The organism is Ruegeria sp. F11, assembly GCF_056533855.1.
This window is the reverse complement of sequence record NZ_JBQFOW010000015.1, coordinates 18,838-41,295: the sequence shown is the minus strand read 5'-3', so window position 1 is coordinate 41,295 and position 22,458 is coordinate 18,838. Positions and strand designations below refer to the sequence as shown.

Genomic DNA, 22,458 nt, shown 5'->3' with positions numbered 1-22,458 from the left:
TGGTGACAATGCTGGGGGAACTGATCGCGCTGGGTGCGCTGGGGGTCCTGCTGGCAGGGGCCGCAGCCAAGGCGGTCGAGGCGGAAAAGGTCCGGGTTCGGGCCGAAGCGAAGAAGAATAAGCGGGGGCGTTGATGGACGGCTCAAGATATGATGACGGCAGCACGGACGCGCTGAGCGGAGAACAGAAGATCCGCAACTTTAACATTAACTTCGGCCCGCAGCACCCTGCGGCGCATGGAGTTCTGCGTCTTGTGCTTGAGTTGGACGGTGAGATTGTCGAACGCTGCGACCCGCATATCGGCCTGCTGCACCGTGGTACTGAGAAGCTGATGGAAAGCCGGACGTACCTGCAGAACCTGCCGTATTTCGATCGTCTGGACTACGTGGCGCCGATGAACCAAGAGCACGCCTGGTGTCTGGCCATCGAAAAGCTGACCGGTGTCGAGGTGCCCCGCCGGGGCTCGCTGATCCGTGTTCTGTATTCCGAGATCGGGCGCATTTTGAACCACCTGCTGAACATCACCACGCAGGCGATGGACGTGGGCGCTCTGACCCCGCCGCTGTGGGGGTTCGAAGAACGCGAAAAGCTGATGGTGTTCTACGAGCGCGCCTGCGGTGCCCGTCTGCACGCGGCTTATTTCCGCCCCGGTGGTGTCCATCAGGACCTGCCGCCGGAACTGCTGGACGATATCGAGGCGTGGAGCCATGAGTTCCCCGCGGTCATGGATGATATCGACGGTCTGCTGACCGAGAACCGCATCTTCAAGCAGCGCAACGCCGATATCGGCATCGTGACCGAGGATGACATCCAGAAATACGGCTTCTCGGGCGTTATGGTCCGTGGTTCCGGTCTGGCTTGGGACCTGCGCCGCGCGCAGCCCTATGAATGCTATGACGAGTTCGAGTTCCAGATCCCCGTCGGCAAGAATGGCGACTGCTATGATCGCTATCTGGTGCGCATGGAAGAGATGCGCCAGTCGCTGCTGATCATCCGTCAGGCCATCGCCAAAATCCGCGACTGCCCCGGTGACGTTCTGGCGCGCGGCAAGATCACACCACCGAAACGCTCGGACATGAAGACGTCGATGGAGAGCCTGATCCATCACTTCAAGCTTTACACCGAAGGCTTCCACGTCCCTGCGGGCGAGGTCTACGCCGCCGTCGAGGCCCCCAAGGGCGAGTTCGGCGTTTATCTGGTCGCCGACGGCACCAACAAACCCTACCGCGCCAAACTGCGCGCGCCGGGCTATCTGCACCTGCAAGCCATGGACCACGTCGCCGGAGGGCACCAACTGGCCGACGTTGCGGCGATTATCGGCACCATGGACGTTGTTTTTGGGGAGATTGACCGGTGAGGCCTTTTCTCTTTTCAGCCGCCATAATATCCGTGGCCAGCGCGGGCTTCGCTCAAAATGGTTGGGTGATGTCAACAGATGGGAGTGCGGGCGGCACTTCGGAAGGTGCGATTTATATCCAAGAACTTTTGGAGGGCTTTACGGACGAGGGTTCTGCCGCGCTCTACGACCCAAACTCTCCAGAAGCAAAAATTGAGTTCTGCAAAAGCCGATTGAGTTATGCCGAGCGCTCACTTGCTCAGGCGCTGTCGGATTTTGAGTATTCGGTCAGCATCTCTGTCAAGGGCGTTGCTCCCCATAATCTGGGCACCGAATGTACACTGAATTCAACTCGCAAAGCTGAAATCAAACTCGAAGGGCCGACCGAATAATGCTCCGCCGTCTTCACCCCGAACAACCCGACAGCTTCGCCTTCACCGCTGCCAACCAGCAATGGGCCGAAGCGCAGATCACCAAATACCCTGAGGGTCGGCAAGCCAGTGCGGTGATCCCTCTGCTGTGGCGTGCGCAGGAGCAGGAGGGGTGGCTGAGCCGTCCAGCGATTGAATCCGTCGCCGACATGCTGGGCATGGCCTATATCCGCGTGCTCGAGGTCGCCTCGTTCTACTTCATGTTTCAGCTGCAACCGGTTGGCTCGGTGGCGCATATTCAGGTGTGTGGCACGACCTCCTGCATGATCTGCGGGGCCGAGGATCTGATTGCGGTTTGCAAGGACAAGATCGCGGCCAAGCCGCATGAACTGTCCGCCGATGGCAAGCTGAGCTGGGAAGAGGTGGAATGCCTCGGCTCTTGCACTAACGCGCCGATGGCGCAGATCGGCAAGGACTACTACGAGGATCTGACGGCCGAGAGCTTTGGCAAGATCATTGATGATCTGGTGGCGGGCAATGTGCCGACACCGGGACCGCAGAACGGGCGCTATGCGGCGGAACCGCTGAAAGGGCTCAGCAGCCTGACGGAGTATGAGGCTGGGAAACCTCAGTATAATGCCAGCGTCCAACTGGCGACCGATCTGGGCGATACGGTCAAGCGCATCGACGGGACTGAGGTGCCGATCCTGACCCCATGGCTGGGTAAGGATGGCAAGGCGGCGGCGACCAAGGCGGCTCCGAAACCGCCCAAGGCGCCTGCGCCTGCGAAACCTGCCGTGAAGCAGGCAGAGGAAGCGAAGGCCAAGCCGGAACCTGAAGAGGTAAAGGAAGACAAGCCCAAGACGTTGCCCGAGGCACGCGGTGGCTTGCCGGACGACCTTAAGTTGCTGAAAGGGGTGGGGCCGAAACTGGAAGAGACCCTGAACGGTCTGGGCTTTTTCCACTATGATCAGATCGCCTCGTGGACGCCTGCGCATGTGGCTTGGGTTGATGCTCGGCTGAAGTTCAAAGGCCGGATCGAACGCGATGGCTGGATCGAACAGGCCGCCAGACTTGCAGTGGGTGATGAGACAGAGTTTGCCAAACGTGCCAAGGAAGAAGGCACGTATGATGAACAAGCGGACAAAGACTAAATGAAAGGTGCCCAACGGGGGCATCGGGATGAGATGGACAAGGACAAGCAACTGGCCATAGCCCGCAAGGGCCGTCATATCGGCATCGTCATCGCCGTGACGATGCTGCTTTGGCTTGCCATGTCCTTTATCGGCCCGCAGCTAGGGCTGCCGGGCCGGTACGCACTGCTTTTTGATTTTGCCGCTCTGGCAGGATTCATTTATGCGGGCGTCAACATTTTTCAACTCTGGCGCATGCGTCAGGATAGCTGAAGGTAACACGCGATGCTGAAGGATCAGGACCGGATCTTTACCAACATCTACGGGATGCATGAGCGTACTCTGCGCGGTGCGCAGGCCCGCGGGCATTGGGATGGCACTGCTGGCCTGATCGAGAAAGGGCGCGACTGGATCATCCAGACGATGAAAGACTCCGGTCTGCGCGGTCGCGGCGGCGCGGGCTTCCCGACCGGTCTGAAATGGTCGTTCATGCCAAAGGAAAGCGATGGTCGCCCGGCCTATCTGGTTGTGAACGCGGACGAATCCGAGCCCGGCACCTGTAAAGACCGCGAGATCATGCGCCACGATCCGCATACGCTGATCGAGGGTTGCCTGATCGCCTCTTTCGCGATGAATGCGCATACCTGCTACATCTACCTGCGCGGCGAGTACATCCGCGAACGCGAGGCGCTGCAGGCTGCAATTGATGAGGCTTATGACGCCGGTCTGCTGGGCAAGAACGCCGCTGGTTCGGGCTGGGATTTCGATCTGTTCCTGCATCACGGGGCCGGGGCTTATATTTGCGGTGAAGAAACGGCACTGCTGGAAAGCCTTGAAGGCAAGAAGGGCATGCCGCGGATGAAACCTCCGTTCCCGGCGGGGGCGGGGCTTTATGGCTGCCCGACCACGGTGAACAACGTGGAATCCATCGCAGTTGTGCCGACCATCCTGCGCCGGGGCGCGGATTGGTTCGCGGGCTTTGGCCGCCAGAACAACGCGGGTACCAAGCTGTTCGCGATCTCGGGCCATGTGAACAACCCCTGTGTGGTCGAAGAGGCGATGTCGATCCCCTTCGAGCAGCTAATCGAGACCCATTGCGGCGGTATTCGCGGCGGCTGGGACAATCTGCTGGCTGTGATCCCTGGCGGGTCCTCGGTGCCGTGCGTGCGCGGCGAGAATATGCGCGATGCGATCATGGATTTTGACCACCTGCGCAATGATCTGGGCTCGGGCCTTGGAACGGCTGCGGTGATCGTGATGGACAAGTCTACTGACATCATCAAGGCGATCTGGCGCCTGTCCAAGTTCTACAAGCACGAAAGCTGCGGCCAGTGCACGCCTTGCCGGGAAGGTACCGGCTGGATGATGCGGGTAATGGACCGTTTGGTGCGGGGCGAGGCCGAGTTGGAAGAGATCGACATGTTGTTTGACGTCACCAAACAAGTCGAAGGCCACACGATCTGCGCGCTTGGCGATGCGGCGGCCTGGCCGATTCAGGGCCTGATCCGCAACTTCCGCGAAGAGATCGAAGACCGGATCAAGGCGCAGAAATCGGGCCGCACAGGCGCGATGGCGGCGGAGTAAGGGCGATGGACACACTGGCAGCATATTCCCACGCAATCGCTTCGGTCGTGATTTTCACCCTGATTATCCTGCTCTTGGCCCCGTTTTCGGCGCTGGCGAAGCAGGGCAAAGGGTTGGCTCCGGGGGCGACGCCGGAACAAGATTATGCAGATCGGGCCTATCGCCTGAACCGCGCCTACCTGAACGGAACCGAAACGCTGCCTGCTTATCTGGCGGTGGTGATGGCGGCGATTGTGATGGGGGCAAGCCCGTTCTGGGTGAACCTGCTGGCCTCGGTCGCGCTGCTGGCGCGGTTGGCGATGCTGGTGGTTCACATCCGCGGGATCGGAAAGCCGAATAGCGGATTGCGTTCGGTCCTGTATGTGGTGGCCTGGGCCTGCATGTTTGTGATGGGACTTATTGCGTTGGTGGCGGCGTTTTGATGATGCGAAACGGAACATACCTCTTGCGCGCCGGAAAGCCTGTGGCCGCGGCTCTCGCTTTGGTGCTTGTAACTGCCTGTGGTCTGATCAAACCGTCCGAGGACCGGATTTTGTTTGACGGCAAGTCCTTCCGGGCCAAGGCCAAGGTTGTGGACAAGAAAAAGGCACCGACCGATTTTACCGTGGTCGTCAATGGCGTCTCCGCCTCACTGGACGGCGCGCGCGAGGCGGGCCGGTACGAGGGGACCAAGTTCTGCATCCAGAATTTTGGGTCGTCCCGCATCGCGTGGAAAGTCGGGCCGGATACTGAGCCTCAGAACCTTCAGATCAGCGATAACAAGCTGACATTTGCGGGAACCTGTCAACGACCATGAGCCGCGCAGTTGCATATCATGACGTTTTCGGGCGGTTGCTATCGCATAGCACACCGGCTGGCCTTTGTTTTGGGACATCCAAAACGAAAGGAACGATCATGTCTGTTGCAAAAACGCTCGCCCTGGCCGCGTTGATGACCTTGCCCGCCGCCGCGCAGGCCAAACCTCCTTTGAGGGATGTCAAAGAGATTGACAACGAACTCTACTACATCGCCATCGCAAATGAGATTTCCGAGGTTTGCCCGTCGATCAGCGGGCGTCGGTTGAAGGCGATTAGCGTGATGTGGGGCTTGCGGTCCAAAGCGAACAATCTGGGGTATTCGGACACCGAAATCCGAAACTACGTGGAATCCGACGCCGAAAAGGACCGGATGCGCGCCAAGGGCGAGGCGTATCTGGCGCAAAACGGTGCGTCCTACGACAACCCGGAAACCTTCTGCACGCTGGGGCGGAAGGAAATCGAAAGAAACAGCGCCATCGGCGTGTATTTGAGGGCGAACTAGGCGATGTCTGACCTCCGCAAGATCAATATCGACGGGCAGGAAATCGAAGTCGATGGTGCGATGACCCTGATCCAGGCGTGCGAGCAGGCCGGGGTCGAGGTGCCGCGTTTCTGCTATCACGAACGCCTGTCGATTGCCGGGAACTGCCGGATGTGTCTGGTCGAGGTTGTGGGCGGCCCGCCCAAACCCGCCGCCTCCTGCGCCATGCAGGTGCGCGATCTGCGCCCGGGCCCCGAGGGGCAGGCGCCGGTGGTCAAGACGAACTCGCCCATGGTCAAGAAGGCCCGCGAAGGCGTGATGGAGTTCTTGCTGATCAACCACCCGCTGGATTGCCCGATCTGCGATCAGGGCGGCGAATGCGACCTGCAGGATCAGGCGATGGCCTATGGTTTGTCGGGGACGCGGTTCAAGGAAGCCAAGCGTGCGGTGGACGATCTGGATCTGGGGCCGCTGGTCGGCACCGCGATGACCCGTTGCATCAGCTGCACCCGCTGCGTGCGCTTCACCACCGAGGTCGCCGGGATCACTCAGATGGGTCAGACCGGGCGGGGCGAGGATGCCGAGATCACCTCGTATCTGAACCAGACGCTGGATTCGAACCTGCAGGGCAACATCATTGACCTGTGCCCGGTTGGGGCGCTGACGTCGAAACCTTACGCCTTTACCGCGCGGCCTTGGGAGTTGACCAAGACCGAGAGCATCGACGTGATGGACGCCTTGGGCTCGAACATCCGCGTGGATACCAAGGGGCGCGAAGTGATGCGGTTCCTGCCGCGCAACCATGATGGCGTGAACGAGGAATGGATCAGCGACAAGACGCGTTTTGTCTGGGACGGTCTGCGCCGTCAGCGACTGGACCGACCTTACGTGCGCGAGAATGGCAAGCTGCGCCCCGCCACCTGGCCCGAGGCGTTGGGCAAAGCCGCTGAGGCGCTGAAAGGAGCGGAGAAGCCCGCTGGGATCGTCGGCGATCTGGTTCCGGTCGAAGCAGCCTTTGCGTTGAAGCAGATGATCGAAGGGCAGGGCGGCGTCGTCGAATGCCGCACCGATGGGGCCAAGCTGCCCGCTGGCAACCGGGCGGCTTATGCCGGGACCGCTGCCATCGAAGACATCGACACCGCCGAGCGGATCGTGCTGATCGGCACCAACCCGCGCGACGAAGCGCCGGTTCTTAACGCGCGTATCCGCAAGGCTTGGATACATGGGGCTGAGGTCGCTCTGGTCGGGCCTGCGGTCGATCTGACTTACACCTACCACCACGTGGGCGATGATCGCGCGGCGCTGAAACAGGTCGTCGACATGGGCGGCGATGACGAGATCAAGGGCAAACGCTCGCTGGTCATCGTGGGGCAGGGTGCGCTGCAAGAGGCCGACGGGGCCGCTGTTCTGGCTGCCGCTCAAGCCGTTGCCGCGAATACCGAAAGCGGTCTGATCTTTCTGCACACCGCTGCGTCGCGCGTCGGTGCGATGGATGTGGATGCGACCAACGAAGGCGGCATGGATGCGGTTTCAGCGGCGGATGTGATCTATAACCTCGGCGCCGATGAGGTCGAAATCGGCGAAGGCGCGTTCGTGATCTATCAGGGCAGCCACGGTGATCGAGGCGCGCACCGCGCCGATGTGATCCTGCCGGGCGCGGCCTATACCGAAGAAAACGGCTTGTTCGTGAACACCGAAGGCCGCCCGCAATTGGCTATGCGCGCCGGGTTCGCTCCGGGTGAGGCCAAGGAAAACTGGGCCATCCTGCGCGCTTTGTCGGCGGAACTGGGCGCGACGCTGCCCTTCGACTCGCTGGCGCAACTGCGCACTGCGCTGATCGAGGCGGTGCCGCATCTGGCCCGCGTCGACGAGGTGATAGAGAATGAGGTTCAGCCGCTTGAGGCCGGGGCGCTGGGCGAGGCCACCTTCCGTACTGCGGTCAAGGATTTCTACCTGACCAACCCGATTGCCCGCGCCTCGCAACTGATGGCCGAGCTGTCGGCGCAGGCCAAAGCGCTGAACGCAGACAGGATCGCCGCAGAATGATCCGCCCCGCTGACATATTCAAGACGACCCACGGTGTGAGGACCAATGGCTGAATTCTTTAACACCCCAGGTGGCATCGCCATCATCATCCTGGCGCAAGTGCTTGCAGTGGTTGCGTTTGTGATGGTCTCGCTGTTGTTCCTTGTCTACGGCGACCGCAAGATCTGGGCCGCCGTCCAGATGCGCCGCGGCCCCAACGTTGTGGGCGTCTACGGCATTCTGCAATCGGTCGCCGACGCATTGAAATACGTGGTCAAAGAGGTCGTGATCCCGGCTGGTGCAGACCGCTCGGTGTTCATTCTGGCCCCGATGACCAGCTTTGTTCTATCGCTCATCGCCTGGGCGGTGATCCCGTTCAACGATGGCTGGGTTCTATCCGACCTGAACGTGGCCGTGCTGTACGTTTTCGCCGTCTCCTCGCTTGAGGTTTATGGCGTCATCATGGGCGGCTGGGCCTCGAATTCGAAATATCCGTTCCTGGGGTCTCTGCGTTCTGCAGCGCAGATGATTTCCTACGAGGTTTCAATCGGTCTGATCATCATCGGCGTGATTATCTCGACCGGTTCGATGAATTTTGGCGACATCGTGCGGGCGCAGGACAGCTCGTTCGGGTTCTTCGGCTGGTATTGGTTGCCCCATTTCCCGATGGTCTTCCTGTTTTTCATCTCGGCCCTGGCCGAAACCAACCGCCCGCCATTTGATTTGCCCGAGGCGGAATCGGAACTGGTGGCCGGGTATCAGGTGGAATATTCCGCCACCATGTTCCTGCTGTTCATGGCCGGCGAATACATCGCCATCTTCCTGATGTGCGCCCTGATTTCGCTGCTGTTCTTCGGTGGCTGGCTGTCCCCGATCCCGGGTCTTCCGGACGGCGTGTTGTGGATGGTCGCCAAGATGGCGTTTTTCTTCTTCATCTTCTCGATGGTCAAGGCCATCACGCCCCGCTACCGCTATGACCAGCTGATGCGTCTGGGTTGGAAAGTGTTCCTGCCCTTCTCGCTGGCCTGGGTGGTCTTCGTGGCCTTTGCGGCGAAATTCGAATGGTTCTGGGGCATTTTCGCCCGGTGGAGCGTAGGAGGCTGATCATGACTCAAATCGACTATACCCGCGCTGCCAAATACTTTCTTCTGCAGGATTTCTGGGTCGGCTTCAAACTGGGGATGAAGTATTTCTTCGCCCCCAAGGCCACCATCAACTACCCGCATGAAAAGGGCCCTCTGTCCCCGCGGTTCCGGGGTGAGCACGCTCTACGTCGTTACCCGAATGGCGAGGAACGCTGCATCGCCTGCAAACTGTGCGAGGCGATCTGCCCGGCGCAGGCCATCACAATCGACGCCGAACCGCGCGAAGACGGCAGTCGCCGCACCACGCGCTATGACATCGACATGACCAAATGCATCTACTGCGGCTTCTGCCAAGAGGCCTGCCCGGTCGATGCCATTGTCGAAGGCCCGAACTTCGAATTCGCCACGGAAACCCGCGAAGAGCTGTTTTACGACAAGGAAAAACTGCTGGACAACGGCGAACGCTGGGAAGCCGAGATCGCCCGCAATCTGGAAATGGACGCGCCGTACAGATGACTGACACGCCGACAAATCCGTTTGAGCTGATGATGAAACAGGCTCAGGACATGGCTAAGGCGATGAACCCGGCGATGGAGAATTTCTCGCCCAAAGGGTTCGAGGCGCTGTGGCCAACCATGCCCAAAGAAGTCATGGAGATGATGTTCGGCAACACCGTCAACAAGGACGGGCTGGACGCCAAGACCCGCCTTTTGCTGACGCTGGCCGGGCTGACCTGTCAGGGCGCGCAGGCCGATACCGCCGTGCGTCAGACGGTACGTCATGCTCTGGAAGCCGGGGCAAGAAAACAAGAGATCGTGGAAACGATCGGTCAGATGTCGGTCTTTGCCGGCATCCCGGCCATGACCCGCGCGCTGGATCTGGCGCAAGAGGTCTTGGGCGACAACGAGGATGAGGATCAATGACCGTCTTTGCCTTCTACCTGTTTGCGATCAGCGCTATCACCGGCGGGCTGTTCACGGTGATCAGCCGCCAGCCGGTGCATTCGGTGCTGTGGTTGATCCTGTCCTTCCTGTCCTCGGCGGGGCTGTTCGTGCTGTTGGGTGCCGAGTTCGTGGCGATGCTGCTGATCATCGTCTATGTCGGCGCGGTCGCGGTTCTGTTCCTGTTCGTGGTGATGATGCTGGACGTGGACTTTGCCGAGCTGAAGGCCGAGATGGCGCGTTATATGCCGCTGGCCCTGCTGATCGGTCTGGTCATCCTGATGCAGTTCGTCATGGCGTTCGGAGCATGGGACAGCGCGCAGGGTGCTGCGGCCAATCTGGCGCAGCCGGTTCCTGCGGACCGCCACAATACCGAGGCTCTGGGCGTCATCCTTTACGATCAATACTTCCTTCTGTTCCAACTCGCGGGCCTGATCCTGCTGGTGGCCATGATCGGTGCCATCGTGCTGACCCTGCGCCACCGTCGAGACATCAAGCGTCAGGACATCGTCGGCCAGATGATGCGCGACCCGGCCAAGGCGATGGAATTGAAGGACGTGAAACCGGGGCAGGGGTTGTGATGACCAAGATTTTTCGTCGAAAAATCACGCTGAGAATTTTCGCAGAAAATTCTTCCCACGCGGATCAGGTAAGGCAAAGCTATGATCGGACTTGAACACTATCTTACGGTCGCGGCGACGCTGTTCGTCATCGGCATCTTCGGTCTCTTCCTGAACCGCAAGAACGTCATCATCCTGCTGATGAGCATCGAACTGATGCTGCTGGCAGTGAATATCAACCTCGTGGCGTTTTCCAGTTTCCTCGGCGATCTGGTCGGTCAGGTGTTTACGCTGTTCGTTCTGACCGTTGCGGCGGCCGAGGCGGCGATTGGTCTGGCCATTCTGGTCTGCTTCTTCCGCAACCGTGGCACCATCGCGGTTGAAGACGTCAATATGATGAAGGGCTAAGAGAACTATGGAAACCACCATCCTCTTTGCCCCGCTGGTGGGCGCGCTGATCTGCGGTTTTGGCTGGCGCTTCATCGGCGAGAAGGCAGCTATGTGGACCGCCACGGGCTTGCTGTTTCTGGCCTGTTTGCTGTCGTGGATCGTGTTCTTCACCTTTGACGGTGTAACCCAGCAAGTTGAGATCATGCGCTGGATCGAGAGCGGTTCGCTGTCGACAAGTTGGGCCGTCCGTCTGGACCGGCTGACCGCGATCATGCTGATCGTGGTGACGACCGTCTCGGCGCTCGTGCACCTTTATTCCTTCGGCTACATGGATCACGACCCGCAATGGCGCAAGGGCGAGAGCTATAAGCCGCGTTTCTTTGCCTATCTGTCCTTCTTCACTTTCGCCATGCTGATGCTGGTGACGGCAGACAATCTGGTGCAAATGTTCTTCGGTTGGGAGGGCGTGGGTGTCGCGTCCTACCTGCTGATCGGGTTCTACTATCGCAAGCCCTCCGCCAATGCGGCGGCGATGAAAGCGTTCATCGTCAACCGTGTCGGCGACTTTGGCTTCGCACTGGGGATTTTCGCGCTGTTCTTCCTGACGGACAGCATCAATTTCTCGGACATCTTCGCCTCGGCCTCGACACTTTCGGAAACGCAGTTGCATTTCCTGTGGGGCGAGTGGATGGCGGTCGAGGTGATCTGCGTCCTGCTGTTCATCGGCGCGATGGGGAAATCGGCGCAGTTGATCCTGCACACCTGGTTGCCGGACGCGATGGAGGGCCCGACGCCCGTATCGGCGCTGATCCACGCCGCGACAATGGTGACCGCAGGTGTGTTCCTCGTCTGCCGCATGTCGCCGCTGATGGAGTTCGCGCCGGGTGCGACCGGGTTCATCACCTTCCTAGGGGCCTCGACCGCGTTTTTTGCGGCGACCGTGGGGCTGGTGCAGACCGACATCAAGCGCGTCATTGCGTATTCGACTTGTTCTCAGCTGGGGTATATGTTCGTGGCCGCTGGCGTCGGGATGTACTCGGCGGCGATGTTCCACCTGCTGACGCACGCATTCTTCAAGGCGCTGCTGTTCCTCGGGGCCGGTTCGGTGATCCACGCGATGCATCACGAGCAAGAGATGACCGAATATGGCGGTCTACGTAAGAAAATCCCCTATACCTTCTGGGCCATGATGATCGGCACGCTGGCCATCACCGGCGTCGGCATTCCGCTGACCCATATCGGGTTCGCCGGGTTCCTGTCGAAAGACGCCATCATCGAGAGCGCTTTTGCCGGGGGCACCGGCTATGCCTTCTGGATGCTGGTGATCGCTGCGATGTTCACCTCGTTCTATAGCTGGCGGCTGATCTTCCTGACCTTCTATGGCGAGCCGCGCGGCGACAAACATACGCATGAGCACGCGCATGAAAGCCCGATGACCATGCTGGTCCCACTGGGCGTTCTGTCGCTGGGTGCGGTTTTTGCCGGGATGATCTGGTACGGCAACTTCTTTGGTCACGCGGACAAGGTCGGCAAGTTCTACGGCATTCCGGTCGCCGAGGCCTCGGAACATGCCGAGGGCGGAGATCACGCGGCGGATACGGCGCATGATGCCCATGCTGACGATGACCACGGTGACGCCCATGCGGATGACGGCCATGCTGAGAAAGATGCCCATGGCGAGCATCACTATGTCTTTGCTGGTGAGCCGGGTGAGGGCGCGATTTACATGGGCCCCGAAAACCATGTTCTGGACGATGCCCATGCGGCTCCGGTCTGGGTCAAAGTCTCGCCCTTTGTCGCCATGCTGCTGGGCTTTGTGGTGGCCTATTGGTTCTACATCGTGAACACGTCGCTTCCGGCGCGCCTGGCTGAGAACCAGCGCCCGCTGTACCTGTTCCTCAAGAACAAGTGGTACTTTGACGAAATCTACGACGCGATCTTTGTCAAACCCACCCTGGCTGTCGGCCGCTTCCTGTGGAAACGCGGTGACGGCAATACGATCGACGGCTTCCTGAACGGTGTTGCGATGGGCGTGGTGCCCTTCTTCACCCGCCTCGCAGGGAAGGCGCAGACCGGTTACATCTTTACTTACGCCTTCTGGATGGTCTTGGGCATCGCCGCCCTTGTCACCTGGATGTCTATCGGCGGAGGCGCACACTAATGGACAATATCCTATCTATTGTCACCTTCATCCCCGCCATTGCCGCAGGCATTCTGGCTCTGTTTCTGCACGGCGACGATGCCGCCGCACAGCGCAATGCCAAATGGATTGCCCTACTGGCAACGACTGTAACTTTCCTGGTCTCGATTGGCATCTACACCGGCTTTGACCCCTCGAACACCGGCTTTCAGATGGTGGAAGAAGGTGAGTGGCTGCTGGGTCTAAAATACAAGATGGGCGTGGACGGCATCAGCGTTCTGTTCGTGCTACTCACCACATTCATCATGCCGCTGACCATTCTGGCCAGCTGGCAGGTGACGGAGCGCGTCAAGGAATACATGGTCGCGTTCCTGCTGCTGGAAACGCTGATGCTGGGCGTATTCATGGCGCTGGATCTGGTGCTGTTCTACCTGTTCTTTGAGGCGGGCCTGATCCCGATGTTCCTGATCATCGGCATTTGGGGCGGAGCGAACCGGATCTACGCCAGCTTCAAGTTCTTCCTTTATACCTTCCTCGGCTCGGTGCTGATGCTAGTGGCGATGGTCGCGATGTATGCCGACGCGGGCACCACGGATATCGAAGCGCTGATGAGCCATCAGTTCTCGTCCGAAGGGTTCAGCGTGCTGGGCATCTATATCGTCGGCGGTATGCAGACGCTGATGTTCCTGGCCTTCTTCGCCTCGTTCGCTGTGAAGATGCCGATGTGGCCGGTGCACACATGGTTGCCGGATGCACACGTACAGGCACCGACCGCGGGCTCGGTTGTTCTGGCGGCGATCCTGCTGAAGATGGGTGGCTACGGCTTCCTGCGGTTCAGCCTGCCGATGTTCCCGGTGGGCTCAGCAGTGATGACCGATCTGGTGCTGTGGATGTCAGCCATCGCGGTTGTTTACACCTCGCTTGTGGCGCTGGTGCAGGAGGATATGAAGAAGCTGATCGCCTATTCCTCGGTCGCGCATATGGGCTTTGTGACCATGGGGATTTTCGCGGCGAACCAGCAGGGCATTGATGGCGCGATCTTCCAGATGCTTAGCCATGGGTTCATCTCGGCCGCGCTCTTCCTTTGCGTTGGCGTGATCTACGACCGTATGCACACCCGTGATATCGAGGCCTACGGGGGCTTGGTGATCCGCATGCCTGCCTATGCATTGGTCTTCATGCTGTTCACTATGGCGAATGTGGGCCTGCCGGGCACATCCGGGTTCATCGGTGAATTCCTGACCCTGATGGGGGCCTTTCAGGTCAACACCTGGGTAACGGCGGTAGCAGCAACCGGTGTGATTTTCTCGGCCGGTTATGCGCTGTGGCTCTACCGCCGGGTTGTGTTTGGCGACCTGATCAAGGAAAGCCTCAAGGCGATGACGGACATGAGCTTGCGCGAGCGGCTGATCTTTGCCCCGCTGATCATCATGACCATCCTTCTGGGGGTCTACCCGTCGCTCGTGACCGATGTGATCGGCAACTCGACCGCTGCGCTGATTTCGAACTATGACACGGCTCTGGCCGCGGCTGAGGCTGCGACCCAGACGGCCGCCTCGCATTAAGGGAGCTTTGGAGGCATGATCCAGGCTGATCTCACAATAATCCTGCCGGAAATCGTTCTGGCCGTATATGCGATGGCCGCTCTGATCGGGGCTGTCTACACCACCAAGGACGCGCTTGCGCCGGTTCTGGTCTGGACCACGGCGGGGCTGATGGCGCTGCTGTCGTTCTGGATCGCCACCAATGGCGGCGGGACAAACGTGGCTTTCAACGGCATGTTCGTCGATGACGGGTTCTCGCGTTTTGCCAAGGTGGCTGTCCTGCTGTCGGCGGCAGCGGTTCTGGTGATGAGTCAGGACTATATGGCGCGTCGCGATCTGCTGCGGTTCGAATACCCGCTGCTGGTGGCACTGGCCGCCGTGGGCATGATGATGATGGTCAGCGCAGGCGATCTGATGTCACTTTACATGGGGCTAGAGCTGCAATCCCTGTCGCTCTATGTCGTGGCCGCGCTGCGCCGCGACAGCGCGAAATCGACCGAGGCCGGTCTGAAATACTTCGTGCTGGGCGCGCTTAGCTCGGGTCTGCTGCTGTATGGGGCCTCGCTGGTCTATGGCTTTACCGGCACCACGCAGTTCTCGGGCATCATCGCGACGGTGCATCACGGAGACGTATCTTTGGGCCTGCTGTTCGGCCTGATCTTCCTGATCTCGGGTCTGGCCTTCAAAGTGTCCGCCGTACCGTTCCACATGTGGACGCCAGATGTGTACGAGGGCTCGCCCACCCCGATCACCGCCTTTTTCGCCACCGCGCCGAAAGTCGCCGCGATGGCCTTGTTTGCGCGCCTGATGCATGACGCGTTTGGTGGTATCATCAAGGACTGGCAGCAGGTGATCGTTCTGCTCTCGGTTCTGTCGATGTTGCTGGGGGCTGTGGCCGCTATTGGCCAGCGCGACATCAAACGCCTGATGGCGTTCTCGTCGATTGCCCATATGGGCTACGCGCTGATCGGGTTGGCTGCAGGGACCGAGATGGGCGTCAAGGCGATGCTGATGTACCTGGCGATCTATGTGACCATGAACATCGGCACGTTCGCCTTCATCCTGATGATGGAGCGTGACGGCAAGCCCGTCACCGATATCGATGCGCTGCGGCAGTATTCCAAACGCGATCCGGGCAAGGCACTGGCGGTTCTGATCCTGATGTTCAGCCTTGCGGGCGTGCCGCCGATGCTGGGCTTCTTTGCCAAGTTCGGCGTCTGGCAGGCGGGTGTCAGCGCGGGCCTGACCGGGTTGGTGATCGTCTCGGCCATCGCCTCGGTGATCGGTGCCTTCTACTATCTGCGGATCGTGTTCTACATGTATTTCGGCGAGGAAAACGAGGACCCGATCGAAACCCACTCGACCCCGGTTCTGTGGGTCGCCCTGATGGGATCGGCCGCGCTTATGCTGATCGGGATATTCTATCAGTTCGGCGTCGAAGGTGCCGCTGCAGCAGCGGCGGCAACACTTGTCAACTGATGTCCTGAAACGTCCAGCGCAGGGGGCTCGGTCTTTGGACCGGGCCTTTTTGACATGAGCGATTGGCCCCCAGGCTACGGCCTGCATGTGTTGCAAGAGGTCGACAGCACCCTGAACGAGGCCGCGCGCCTTGCGTCCACGGCCCAAGGCCCGGTCTGGATCATGGCGCATCACCAGACCGCCGCGCGCGGGCGGCGCGGGCGGGCGTGGGAGAACCCCAAAGGCAACCTGGCAGCGACTCTGCTGATGCGCCCGCAGGGCAAACCAGAACAAGCCGCGCTGCGCAGTTTCGTAGCCGCTTTGGCGCTGTTCGATGCCTGCGTCGCCGTGACCGGGCGTGCGGCGGGCCTATCGCTGAAATGGCCCAATGACGTGTTGCTGAATGGCGGCAAGCTGGCCGGTATCCTGCTGGAAAGCACCGGGCAGGGGCGCGGCGTGGCACATCTGTCCATCGGCATTGGCGTGAACCTGTCCGAAGCACCCCCGGCCGACATGGTCGAACCCGGCGCGGTCCGTCCTGTGTCGCTGCTGTCCGAGACCGGTGCCCACGCAACGTCCGAGGATTTTTTGACCGAACTCGCCGCCGCCTATGCCGGTTATGAGACGCAATTCACCACCTATGGGTTCGAGCCGATCCGAACCGCTTGGCTGTCCCGCGCCGCCCGGTTGGGCGAGGTGATCACCGCCCGGACCGCAGCGTCAGAAACCGTCGGCACTTTCGAAACGGTGGACGCAGGGGGCAACCTTGTCCTAAACACCGCAAAAGGCCGTGTCAGCATACCTGCGGCGGATGTGTTTTTCTGAAGGGGTCCCAGATGCTTCTGGCCATCGATTGCGGCAATACAAATACCGTGTTCTCGATCTGGGACGGTGAGACATTTCTGTGCACCCTGCGCACCTCGACCCACCACGCGCGCACGGCGGATGCCTATTTCACCTGGTATTCGACGCTGGTGAAGCACTACGGGATTGAGGCGGACATCAAGGATGTAATCATCGCCTCGACCGTCCCAAGGGTTGTCTTCAATCTGCGCATTTTTTCGGATCGCTTCTTTGGCTGCAGGCCGCTGGTCGTGGGCAAGCCTGATTGTCTGCTGCCTGTTCCGCCCCGCGTCGATGACGGCACGGTGCCCGGGCCGGATCGTCTGGCCAATGCGGTGGCCGCTTTTGACCGCCACGGCGGCAATGTGGTTGTGGTGGATTTTGGAACCGCAACCAACTTTGACGTTGTAGCTGCCGATGGGGCCTATATCGGTGGGATCATCGCGCCGGGTGTGAACCTCAGCCTTGAGGCGCTGCATCAGGGCGCGGCTGCCTTGCCGCATATCGACATCACCCGGCCCGAAAAGGTGATCGGAACAAATACGGTTGGCTGTATCCAATCCGGCGTGTATTGGGGGTATTCTGGTCTGATCGAAGGGCTGATTGCCCGCATCAAGGCCGAATTCGGAATGCCGATGAAAGTCGTTGGAACCGGCGGGCTGGCCCCACTGTTCGATCAGGCGGACGTGGGGTTCGACGTTATCGAAGATGATTTGACGATGCACGGTCTGACCGTGATCCATCGTTACAACAAGGAAAATGGCTCAACATGAGCAGTGAAAGACTGATCTACCTGCCGCTGGGCGGAGCAGGCGAAATTGGCATGAACGCCTATGTCTACGGCTATGGAAAGCCGGGGCAGGAACGGCTGATCCTTGTGGATCTGGGCGTGACATTCCCCGACATGGACACCACGCCGGGGGTGGACCTGATCCATGCCGATATCTCGTGGCTGCAGGAACGTGCCGACCGGCTTGAGGCTGTTTTCGTCACCCACGCCCACGAAGATCACGTGGGGGCCGTGGCACATTGCTATGACGCACTTGGTGCGCCGGTTTACGCCCGCGCCTTCACCGCCAATATTGCTCGTCGGAAGATGGAAGAGCATGGCCACCCCGAGGATGCTGTTCAGACGGTTTCGGCCTGGCCCGAGCAGGTCTCGGTCGGGCCTTTCACGGTCGGGTTCTTGCCGGTTTCGCATTCGATTCCTGAAAGCGCGGCGCTGGTTATCGACACTCCCGCAGGGCGGATCGTGCATTCGGGCGACTTCAAGCTCGACGCCAACCCCGTAGTGGGTGAGCCGTTTGACCCTGATCTGTGGACAGAGGTCGCCAAGAGTGGCGTCAAAGCGCTGGTCTGTGACAGCACGAACGTGTTCTCGCCGCATGAAGGACGTTCGGAATCCGAGGTCGACCCCGAGATTACCAAATTCGTCGAAAGCGCCGAGGGGTTGGTGGTGGCAACTACATTCGCCTCAAACGTGGCGCGAGTGAAAACATTGGCTGAGGCGGGTCAGCGGGCCGGGCGGTCCGTCGTTCTGCTGGGCCGTGCAATGCGCCGGATGATCGAGGCAGCGACGGAAACGGGCATCCTGTCGGACTTTCCCAAGGTGATCAGTGCCGAAGAGGCAGTGGAGTTGCCGCGCCAGAACCTGATGCTGATCGTCACCGGCAGCCAGGGCGAACGCCGCGCCGCAAGTGCGCAACTGGCGCGCGGCAAGTATCGCGGGATCGAGTTGAAAGAGGGTGATCTGTTCCTGTTTTCCTCGAAAACCATTCCCGGCAATGAACGCGGTGTGATCTTCATCATCAACCAGCTCAGTGAAAAGGGAGTGGATGTCGTTGATGACAGCTCGGGGCTGTATCACGTCTCGGGTCACGCCAACCGGCCCGATCTGGAAAAGGTGCATGCGCTAGTCGATCCGCAAATGGTCATCCCGATGCACGGGGAACATCGCCACCTTCGCGAACATGCCAAACTGGCCGAGGCCGGGGGCCGCACCGGCATTCTGGCCGTGAATGGCACCATGCTGGACCTGACCGGCAACGCGCCGCGGGTTGTGGATTACGTCGAGACGGGCCGCACCTATCTGGATGGTTCCGTCAAAGTGGGCGCGCTGGATGGCATCGTCCGTGACCGTATCCGTATGGCACTGAACGGCCATGTTACGGTCACGGTCATTCTGGATGATGAGGATGAGCCGCTTGGCGAACCCTGGTGCGATACGATGGGCCTGCCCGAGATGGGCACCTCGCGTGCCGCGCTGGTTGAGGTTCTGGAGGAAGACCTGAACCAGTTCCTGATGCGCGCTGATCCCAAAATACTGCGCGACGACGACAAGCTGGAGGAGGCGATGCGCCGGATCGTGCGCCAGACCGCCAAAGCGGAGATCGGCAAAAAGCCCGAAGTGACCGTGGTGATCAGCCGGATGAGGTGACCACTCAGGATCGTTTTGCGTTTGATTTGAACCGAGATACGCTGCCTCTCCCTTCGGTCGAACGCGCATTTCGATAGGTTGGCCCAGATAAAACGCAAAACGCCTTAGTCTACCTGTGGCATCGGATAGCCCCTGAGGCGCAAGAACAGGTTCTGCTCGTCCTCGTTCTTGTAGAAGGGGACTGAGTCGGGGGGCTCCGGGGTCGTCACGCGCGCTGCGATTTCGGCCAGAACCACCTCGGTTATGAAGGGTAGGTCAAAGTCTCGCGCCCGGTCGAGTTTGACCCATTGCAGATGCGACAGCTCGTCCGAGGCGCGGCTGAAATCATCCAGATCGCCCTGAATCGCCCCGGCATCGACCAGAAAGAACCGCGCATCAAAGCGGCGAGGGCGACCGGGCGGAGTTATGGCCCGGAAAACGAATTGCAACGCCTCGGCTGAGGGCAAGAACCCAAGCGCGGCGAAGCTGGCCCAATCGCCGGGGGCGTCGCCTTGCCAGGCTCCGGTCTGACCCAGGATCAGGCCGGTTTCTTCCCAAAGCTCGCGTATAGCCGCGATGGCAAGGGCTTGTTCCAGATCAGGTGTGGATTGTTCCCCCAACCGTTCATGACAAAGCGCGGGCAGCGGCGACGCCAGCGGCACGTCAGCGTCCTCGGGGTCAACCGCCCCGCCCGGGAAAACGAACTTGTTTGGCATAAAGGCCGCTTTCGCACCGCGCTGACCCATAAGAATCGACGGATCGGTCAGGCGATCCCGCAGCACGATCACCGTCGCTGCATCGCGGATTGCGGTCTTGTCGGTGGTCATGCCTGCGGTCACGAGGCCTTTTCGAACCCGTGCATGCGCCGGGCCCATTGATAGGCGACAACGACCCCTTTCAGACGCGGCAGCAGGTACAGTGACAGCGCTACGCAGCCGATAGAAAAGCCGATGGCCATGGTCCAAGGATCAGGGCGCCAGTGCACATATGACACGTGCAGGGCCGGGGCCAGCAAATGCCCCACCAGCAGAATCGTCAGATAGGCCGGGCCATCATCGGCGCGGTGATGAAATAGCTCTTGCCCGCAATTCGAGCAGGCATCGTTGACCTTCAGGTAGCTGTGCAACAGCTTGCCTTCGCCGCATTTTGGACACTTGCACCGAAACCCTTTGACCAGGGCGGGCCAAGTCGGGCGCTCGGTCCCGTCGGTGGTTTCGATCGTCTGATCCGTCATAATATAACTCGTGCGTTCATCTTTGGCGGATATTGCGCCTGTTTCGGTCAATATTAAAGGGGGGTGCGTCGCTTTGCACCGCCCCAAGCAGGAAAATCCGCGTGAGCGTCGACGCGGGCTTTTTCGAAAAAAATGAGCGACTGGCGACGGAAACCCGTCGCGGCCGCGTTTGAATGGATATGAGCAGCGGCAATCAGGTCGCGTAAACAAGGGAAAAACCGATATGAAAAGCTCGAAATTCATCACGGCCATTGTTCTTTCGGCGGTCGCAGTTACAGGCACATCCGTTCTGGCCGCAGGCCCGAAAGACCGTGAGCCTGTGTCGTTTCAGGAACTGGACGCCAACAATGACGGTCAGGTGACGCAGGAAGAGATGCTGGCGCATCGCAACCAGCGTTACACCCAGGCCGACACCGATGGCGATGGTCAGCTGAGCGTTGAGGAAATGCAGGCGGCAGCCCAGCAAAGGGCAAATGACAAAGTCACCAAGATGTTCGAGAAACACGACGCCAACAGCGACGGATTTCTGAGCGACGATGAGTTGCCCAAACCGCGCCGGGCTGACAAGATGTTTGACCGGATGGATGCGGATAACAGTGGCGGCATCTCAGAGCAGGAATATGCCGATGCGAAGGAAAAGATGGGCCGGCACCATAAAAAGCGTGCCAAGGCGGGCTCTGACAACAACTGATGCGGGATGGAGGATCTGACCTCCCACTTGCAACAGGTTCGGGGTGCGGATTGCGCCGCGAACGGCCTCAGCGACGATGTGTTGCTGGGGCGCTTTGCCGAGGGCGACGCGCAGGCCGCGCGGATTTTGACCGACCGTCTGGGGCCGCGCAGCTACTCGGTCGCGCTGCGCATGCTGGGAAACCGGGCCGAGGCCGAGGATGTGACGCAGGACGCGATGATGCGGCTGTGGCAGATGGCACCCGATTGGGTTTCCGGGCAGGCCAAAGTGTCCACATGGCTCTATCGGGTGACATTGAACCTGTGCGTCGACCGCAAGCGCAAGAAGGTACCCGACAGATTGTCGGACATGCCCGAGCCCGAGGATGGTGCGGCCAGCGTGGTTGAGCAAATGCAGGACACGGCGCGCAAAGATGCGCTGCAGGTGGCGCTTTCGCAACTGCCTGACCGGCAACGGCAGGCGGTGATCCTGCGCCACATCGAGGAATTGCCCAACCCCGAGATTGCCGGGATCATGGGCATTTCGGTAGAAGCGGTTGAAAGCCTGACGGCGCGGGGAAAACGGGCTTTGGCGGCCATACTGGCCGGGCGTAAAGATGAACTGGGGTATGACGATGGCTGATGACAATATGGAACTGGATCAATTGTTTGCCCAGGCCAGGCAGGATCGCCCGGCGCTGCCAGACGATCTGGCCGTGCGTATCCAGACCGATGCCGAAGCGGTTCGGTTGGGGCGTCTCAGACCCGCGCGCCAACCGCGATGGACCCGCATTCTGAACAGTATCGGAGGCTGGCAGGGTATGGGCGGGCTGGTTGCTGCCAGTGCGGCGGGTATCTGGATCGGCTTTTCGGCTCCCGGTTTCCTGCCTGATCCCGCGAGCCTTGTTAGCGCGCAGGACACCTCGTATCTGGTGGCTGACCTCGGGTTCGACACCACCTTTCTGGAGAGCACGGAATGAGCGCTGATCCCAAACCGAAACGGCGTTGGATGCCGATTGTACTGGTCGTTTCCCTAGCCCTGAACCTTTTGATCGTCGGCATGGCGGCGGGAACGGCGCTGCGGCTGAAGGATGGTGATCGTGCCAAGGCCCTGCCGGGGTTTGCCTCGGCCCTTTACCGTGCTTTGCCCAAAGAGGACCGCAAGGCGATGCGTGGGGAATTGTCGGGGCTGCACAAAAAGGGCTCGAAACACCGTAAGCAAGATTTTCAAGCACTCAGTCAGGCCCTGCGCGCGGTGCCGTTCGATCCGGCTGCCGTGGAAATCCTGCTGCAGCAACAGGTGCAATCCATGGCAGATCTGCAGGCGGCGTTGCAAACCCAGTGGCTGACCCGCGTGACCGAGATGAGCGATCAGGAGCGTCAAGCCTATGCGGATCGGCTGGAGGACGTGGTGGATCGCGGCCCGCGCGGCCACAAGAAAAAGGACTGAC

General features: G+C 60.2%; 27 protein-coding genes. 25 read left to right on the top strand and 2 right to left on the bottom strand.

The window, feature by feature from the left end; all coding sequences use genetic code 11:
• Nucleotides 1-8: 8 nt before the first annotated feature.
• The 21 genes from ACR0NJ_RS18230 to ACR0NJ_RS18130 all read left to right on the top strand — a co-directional run bounded on the left by ACR0NJ_RS18230 (nt 9) and on the right by ACR0NJ_RS18130 (nt 19,125).
• Nucleotides 9-134 (top strand): hypothetical protein, encoded by a 126-nt coding sequence (locus tag ACR0NJ_RS18230; protein WP_480818524.1) that lies wholly within the window; start codon nt 9-11, stop codon nt 132-134.
• Nucleotides 134-1,357 carry an NADH-quinone oxidoreductase subunit D gene (locus tag ACR0NJ_RS18225; RefSeq protein WP_480818523.1) on the top strand — a complete coding sequence of 408 codons (1,224 nt, stop codon included), beginning with the start codon at nt 134-136 and terminating at the stop codon, nt 1,355-1,357. The genes ACR0NJ_RS18230 and ACR0NJ_RS18225 overlap by 1 nt, the downstream gene beginning before the upstream one ends.
• Nucleotides 1,354-1,728 (top strand): hypothetical protein, encoded by a 375-nt coding sequence (locus ACR0NJ_RS18220; RefSeq protein WP_480818522.1) that lies wholly within the window; start codon nt 1,354-1,356, stop codon nt 1,726-1,728. The genes ACR0NJ_RS18225 and ACR0NJ_RS18220 overlap by 4 nt, the downstream gene beginning before the upstream one ends.
• Nucleotides 1,728-2,861 carry an NADH-quinone oxidoreductase subunit NuoE gene (gene nuoE / locus ACR0NJ_RS18215; protein ID WP_480818521.1) on the top strand — a complete coding sequence of 378 codons (1,134 nt, stop codon included), beginning with the start codon at nt 1,728-1,730 and terminating at the stop codon, nt 2,859-2,861. The genes ACR0NJ_RS18220 and nuoE overlap by 1 nt, the downstream gene beginning before the upstream one ends.
• Nucleotides 2,862-2,894: 33 nt before the next feature.
• The gene (locus ACR0NJ_RS18210; RefSeq protein ID WP_480818520.1) at nt 2,895-3,113 is read left to right on the top strand and encodes a DUF5337 domain-containing protein; all 219 of its coding nucleotides are present in this window, start codon (nt 2,895-2,897) and stop codon (nt 3,111-3,113) included.
• Between the two features lie 12 nt (nt 3,114-3,125).
• Nucleotides 3,126-4,424, top strand: coding sequence for an NADH-quinone oxidoreductase subunit NuoF (gene nuoF, locus ACR0NJ_RS18205; RefSeq protein WP_480818519.1), 1,299 nt, complete (start codon nt 3,126-3,128; stop codon nt 4,422-4,424).
• A gap of 5 nt (nt 4,425-4,429) precedes the next feature.
• The gene (locus ACR0NJ_RS18200; protein ID WP_480818518.1) at nt 4,430-4,846 is read left to right on the top strand and encodes an MAPEG family protein; all 417 of its coding nucleotides are present in this window, start codon (nt 4,430-4,432) and stop codon (nt 4,844-4,846) included.
• A 41-nt stretch (nt 4,847-4,887) separates the two neighbouring features.
• A complete protein-coding gene (locus ACR0NJ_RS18195) occupies nt 4,888-5,220 on the top strand; it encodes a hypothetical protein (protein ID WP_480818517.1) in 333 nt (110 codons plus the stop codon).
• A 98-nt stretch (nt 5,221-5,318) separates the two neighbouring features.
• Nucleotides 5,319-5,723, top strand: a complete 405-nt coding sequence (locus ACR0NJ_RS18190; RefSeq protein WP_480818516.1) for a DUF5333 domain-containing protein — start codon at nt 5,319-5,321, stop codon at nt 5,721-5,723.
• A gap of 3 nt (nt 5,724-5,726) precedes the next feature.
• The gene (gene nuoG, locus ACR0NJ_RS18185; RefSeq protein ID WP_480818515.1) at nt 5,727-7,748 is read left to right on the top strand and encodes an NADH-quinone oxidoreductase subunit NuoG; all 2,022 of its coding nucleotides are present in this window, start codon (nt 5,727-5,729) and stop codon (nt 7,746-7,748) included.
• Nucleotides 7,749-7,793: 45 nt separating this feature from the next.
• Nucleotides 7,794-8,831, top strand: coding sequence for an NADH-quinone oxidoreductase subunit NuoH (nuoH, locus tag ACR0NJ_RS18180; RefSeq protein ID WP_480818514.1), 1,038 nt, complete (start codon nt 7,794-7,796; stop codon nt 8,829-8,831).
• A 2-nt stretch (nt 8,832-8,833) separates the two neighbouring features.
• A complete protein-coding gene (nuoI, locus tag ACR0NJ_RS18175) occupies nt 8,834-9,328 on the top strand; it encodes an NADH-quinone oxidoreductase subunit NuoI (protein WP_480516908.1) in 495 nt (164 codons plus the stop codon).
• Nucleotides 9,325-9,735: a carboxymuconolactone decarboxylase family protein gene (locus ACR0NJ_RS18170; RefSeq protein ID WP_480818513.1), complete on the top strand. Its 411-nt coding sequence runs from the start codon at nt 9,325-9,327 to the stop codon at nt 9,733-9,735. Before nuoI ends, ACR0NJ_RS18170 begins: the two co-directional genes overlap by 4 nt.
• Complete coding sequence (locus ACR0NJ_RS18165; RefSeq protein WP_480767735.1) at nt 9,732-10,334, top strand: NADH-quinone oxidoreductase subunit J; 603 nt, start codon at nt 9,732-9,734, stop codon at nt 10,332-10,334. Before ACR0NJ_RS18170 ends, ACR0NJ_RS18165 begins: the two co-directional genes overlap by 4 nt.
• A gap of 81 nt (nt 10,335-10,415) precedes the next feature.
• Entirely contained in the window at nt 10,416-10,721 is a 306-nt protein-coding gene (gene nuoK, locus ACR0NJ_RS18160) for an NADH-quinone oxidoreductase subunit NuoK (protein WP_005984024.1), read from the top strand.
• A gap of 7 nt (nt 10,722-10,728) precedes the next feature.
• Entirely contained in the window at nt 10,729-12,864 is a 2,136-nt protein-coding gene (nuoL, locus tag ACR0NJ_RS18155) for an NADH-quinone oxidoreductase subunit L (RefSeq protein WP_480818512.1), read from the top strand.
• Nucleotides 12,864-14,408 (top strand): NADH-quinone oxidoreductase subunit M, encoded by a 1,545-nt coding sequence (locus ACR0NJ_RS18150; RefSeq protein ID WP_480818511.1) that lies wholly within the window; start codon nt 12,864-12,866, stop codon nt 14,406-14,408. The genes nuoL and ACR0NJ_RS18150 overlap by 1 nt, the downstream gene beginning before the upstream one ends.
• Nucleotides 14,409-14,423: 15 nt before the next feature.
• Nucleotides 14,424-15,866: an NADH-quinone oxidoreductase subunit NuoN gene (nuoN, locus tag ACR0NJ_RS18145; RefSeq protein ID WP_480818510.1), complete on the top strand. Its 1,443-nt coding sequence runs from the start codon at nt 14,424-14,426 to the stop codon at nt 15,864-15,866.
• 54 nt (nt 15,867-15,920) lie between these two features.
• The gene (locus tag ACR0NJ_RS18140) at nt 15,921-16,670 is read left to right on the top strand and encodes a biotin--[acetyl-CoA-carboxylase] ligase (protein ID WP_480818509.1); all 750 of its coding nucleotides are present in this window, start codon (nt 15,921-15,923) and stop codon (nt 16,668-16,670) included.
• A gap of 11 nt (nt 16,671-16,681) precedes the next feature.
• Complete coding sequence (locus ACR0NJ_RS18135) at nt 16,682-17,461, top strand: type III pantothenate kinase (protein WP_480818508.1); 780 nt, start codon at nt 16,682-16,684, stop codon at nt 17,459-17,461.
• On the top strand, nt 17,458-19,125 hold the full coding sequence (locus tag ACR0NJ_RS18130; RefSeq protein ID WP_480818507.1) for a ribonuclease J: 1,668 nt from the start codon (nt 17,458-17,460) through the stop codon (nt 19,123-19,125). Before ACR0NJ_RS18135 ends, ACR0NJ_RS18130 begins: the two co-directional genes overlap by 4 nt.
• Before the next feature lie 104 nt (nt 19,126-19,229).
• Here the strand turns inward: ACR0NJ_RS18130 and ACR0NJ_RS18125 are convergent, their stop codons facing one another.
• Nucleotides 19,230-19,931, bottom strand: coding sequence for an NUDIX hydrolase (locus ACR0NJ_RS18125; RefSeq protein WP_480818506.1), 702 nt, complete (start codon nt 19,929-19,931; stop codon nt 19,230-19,232).
• 8 nt (nt 19,932-19,939) lie between these two features.
• Nucleotides 19,940-20,338 carry a DUF983 domain-containing protein gene (locus ACR0NJ_RS18120; protein ID WP_480818505.1) on the bottom strand — a complete coding sequence of 133 codons (399 nt, stop codon included), beginning with the start codon at nt 20,336-20,338 and terminating at the stop codon, nt 19,940-19,942.
• Nucleotides 20,339-20,561: 223 nt separating this feature from the next.
• On the opposite strand from ACR0NJ_RS18120, the gene ACR0NJ_RS18115 reads away from it, so the two are divergent.
• Genes ACR0NJ_RS18115 through ACR0NJ_RS18100 form a run of 4 tightly spaced genes read left to right on the top strand, consistent with a single transcriptional unit; the run spans nt 20,562 to nt 22,457 of the window.
• Complete coding sequence (locus ACR0NJ_RS18115) at nt 20,562-21,029, top strand: EF-hand domain-containing protein (protein WP_480818504.1); 468 nt, start codon at nt 20,562-20,564, stop codon at nt 21,027-21,029.
• A 6-nt stretch (nt 21,030-21,035) separates the two neighbouring features.
• On the top strand, nt 21,036-21,650 hold the full coding sequence (locus tag ACR0NJ_RS18110) for an RNA polymerase sigma factor (RefSeq protein WP_480818503.1): 615 nt from the start codon (nt 21,036-21,038) through the stop codon (nt 21,648-21,650).
• A complete protein-coding gene (locus tag ACR0NJ_RS18105) occupies nt 21,643-21,987 on the top strand; it encodes a hypothetical protein (protein ID WP_480818502.1) in 345 nt (114 codons plus the stop codon). Before ACR0NJ_RS18110 ends, ACR0NJ_RS18105 begins: the two co-directional genes overlap by 8 nt.
• Nucleotides 21,984-22,457, top strand: a complete 474-nt coding sequence (locus tag ACR0NJ_RS18100; RefSeq protein ID WP_480818501.1) for a periplasmic heavy metal sensor — start codon at nt 21,984-21,986, stop codon at nt 22,455-22,457. The genes ACR0NJ_RS18105 and ACR0NJ_RS18100 overlap by 4 nt, the downstream gene beginning before the upstream one ends.
• Nucleotide 22,458: the final 1 nt, after the last annotated feature.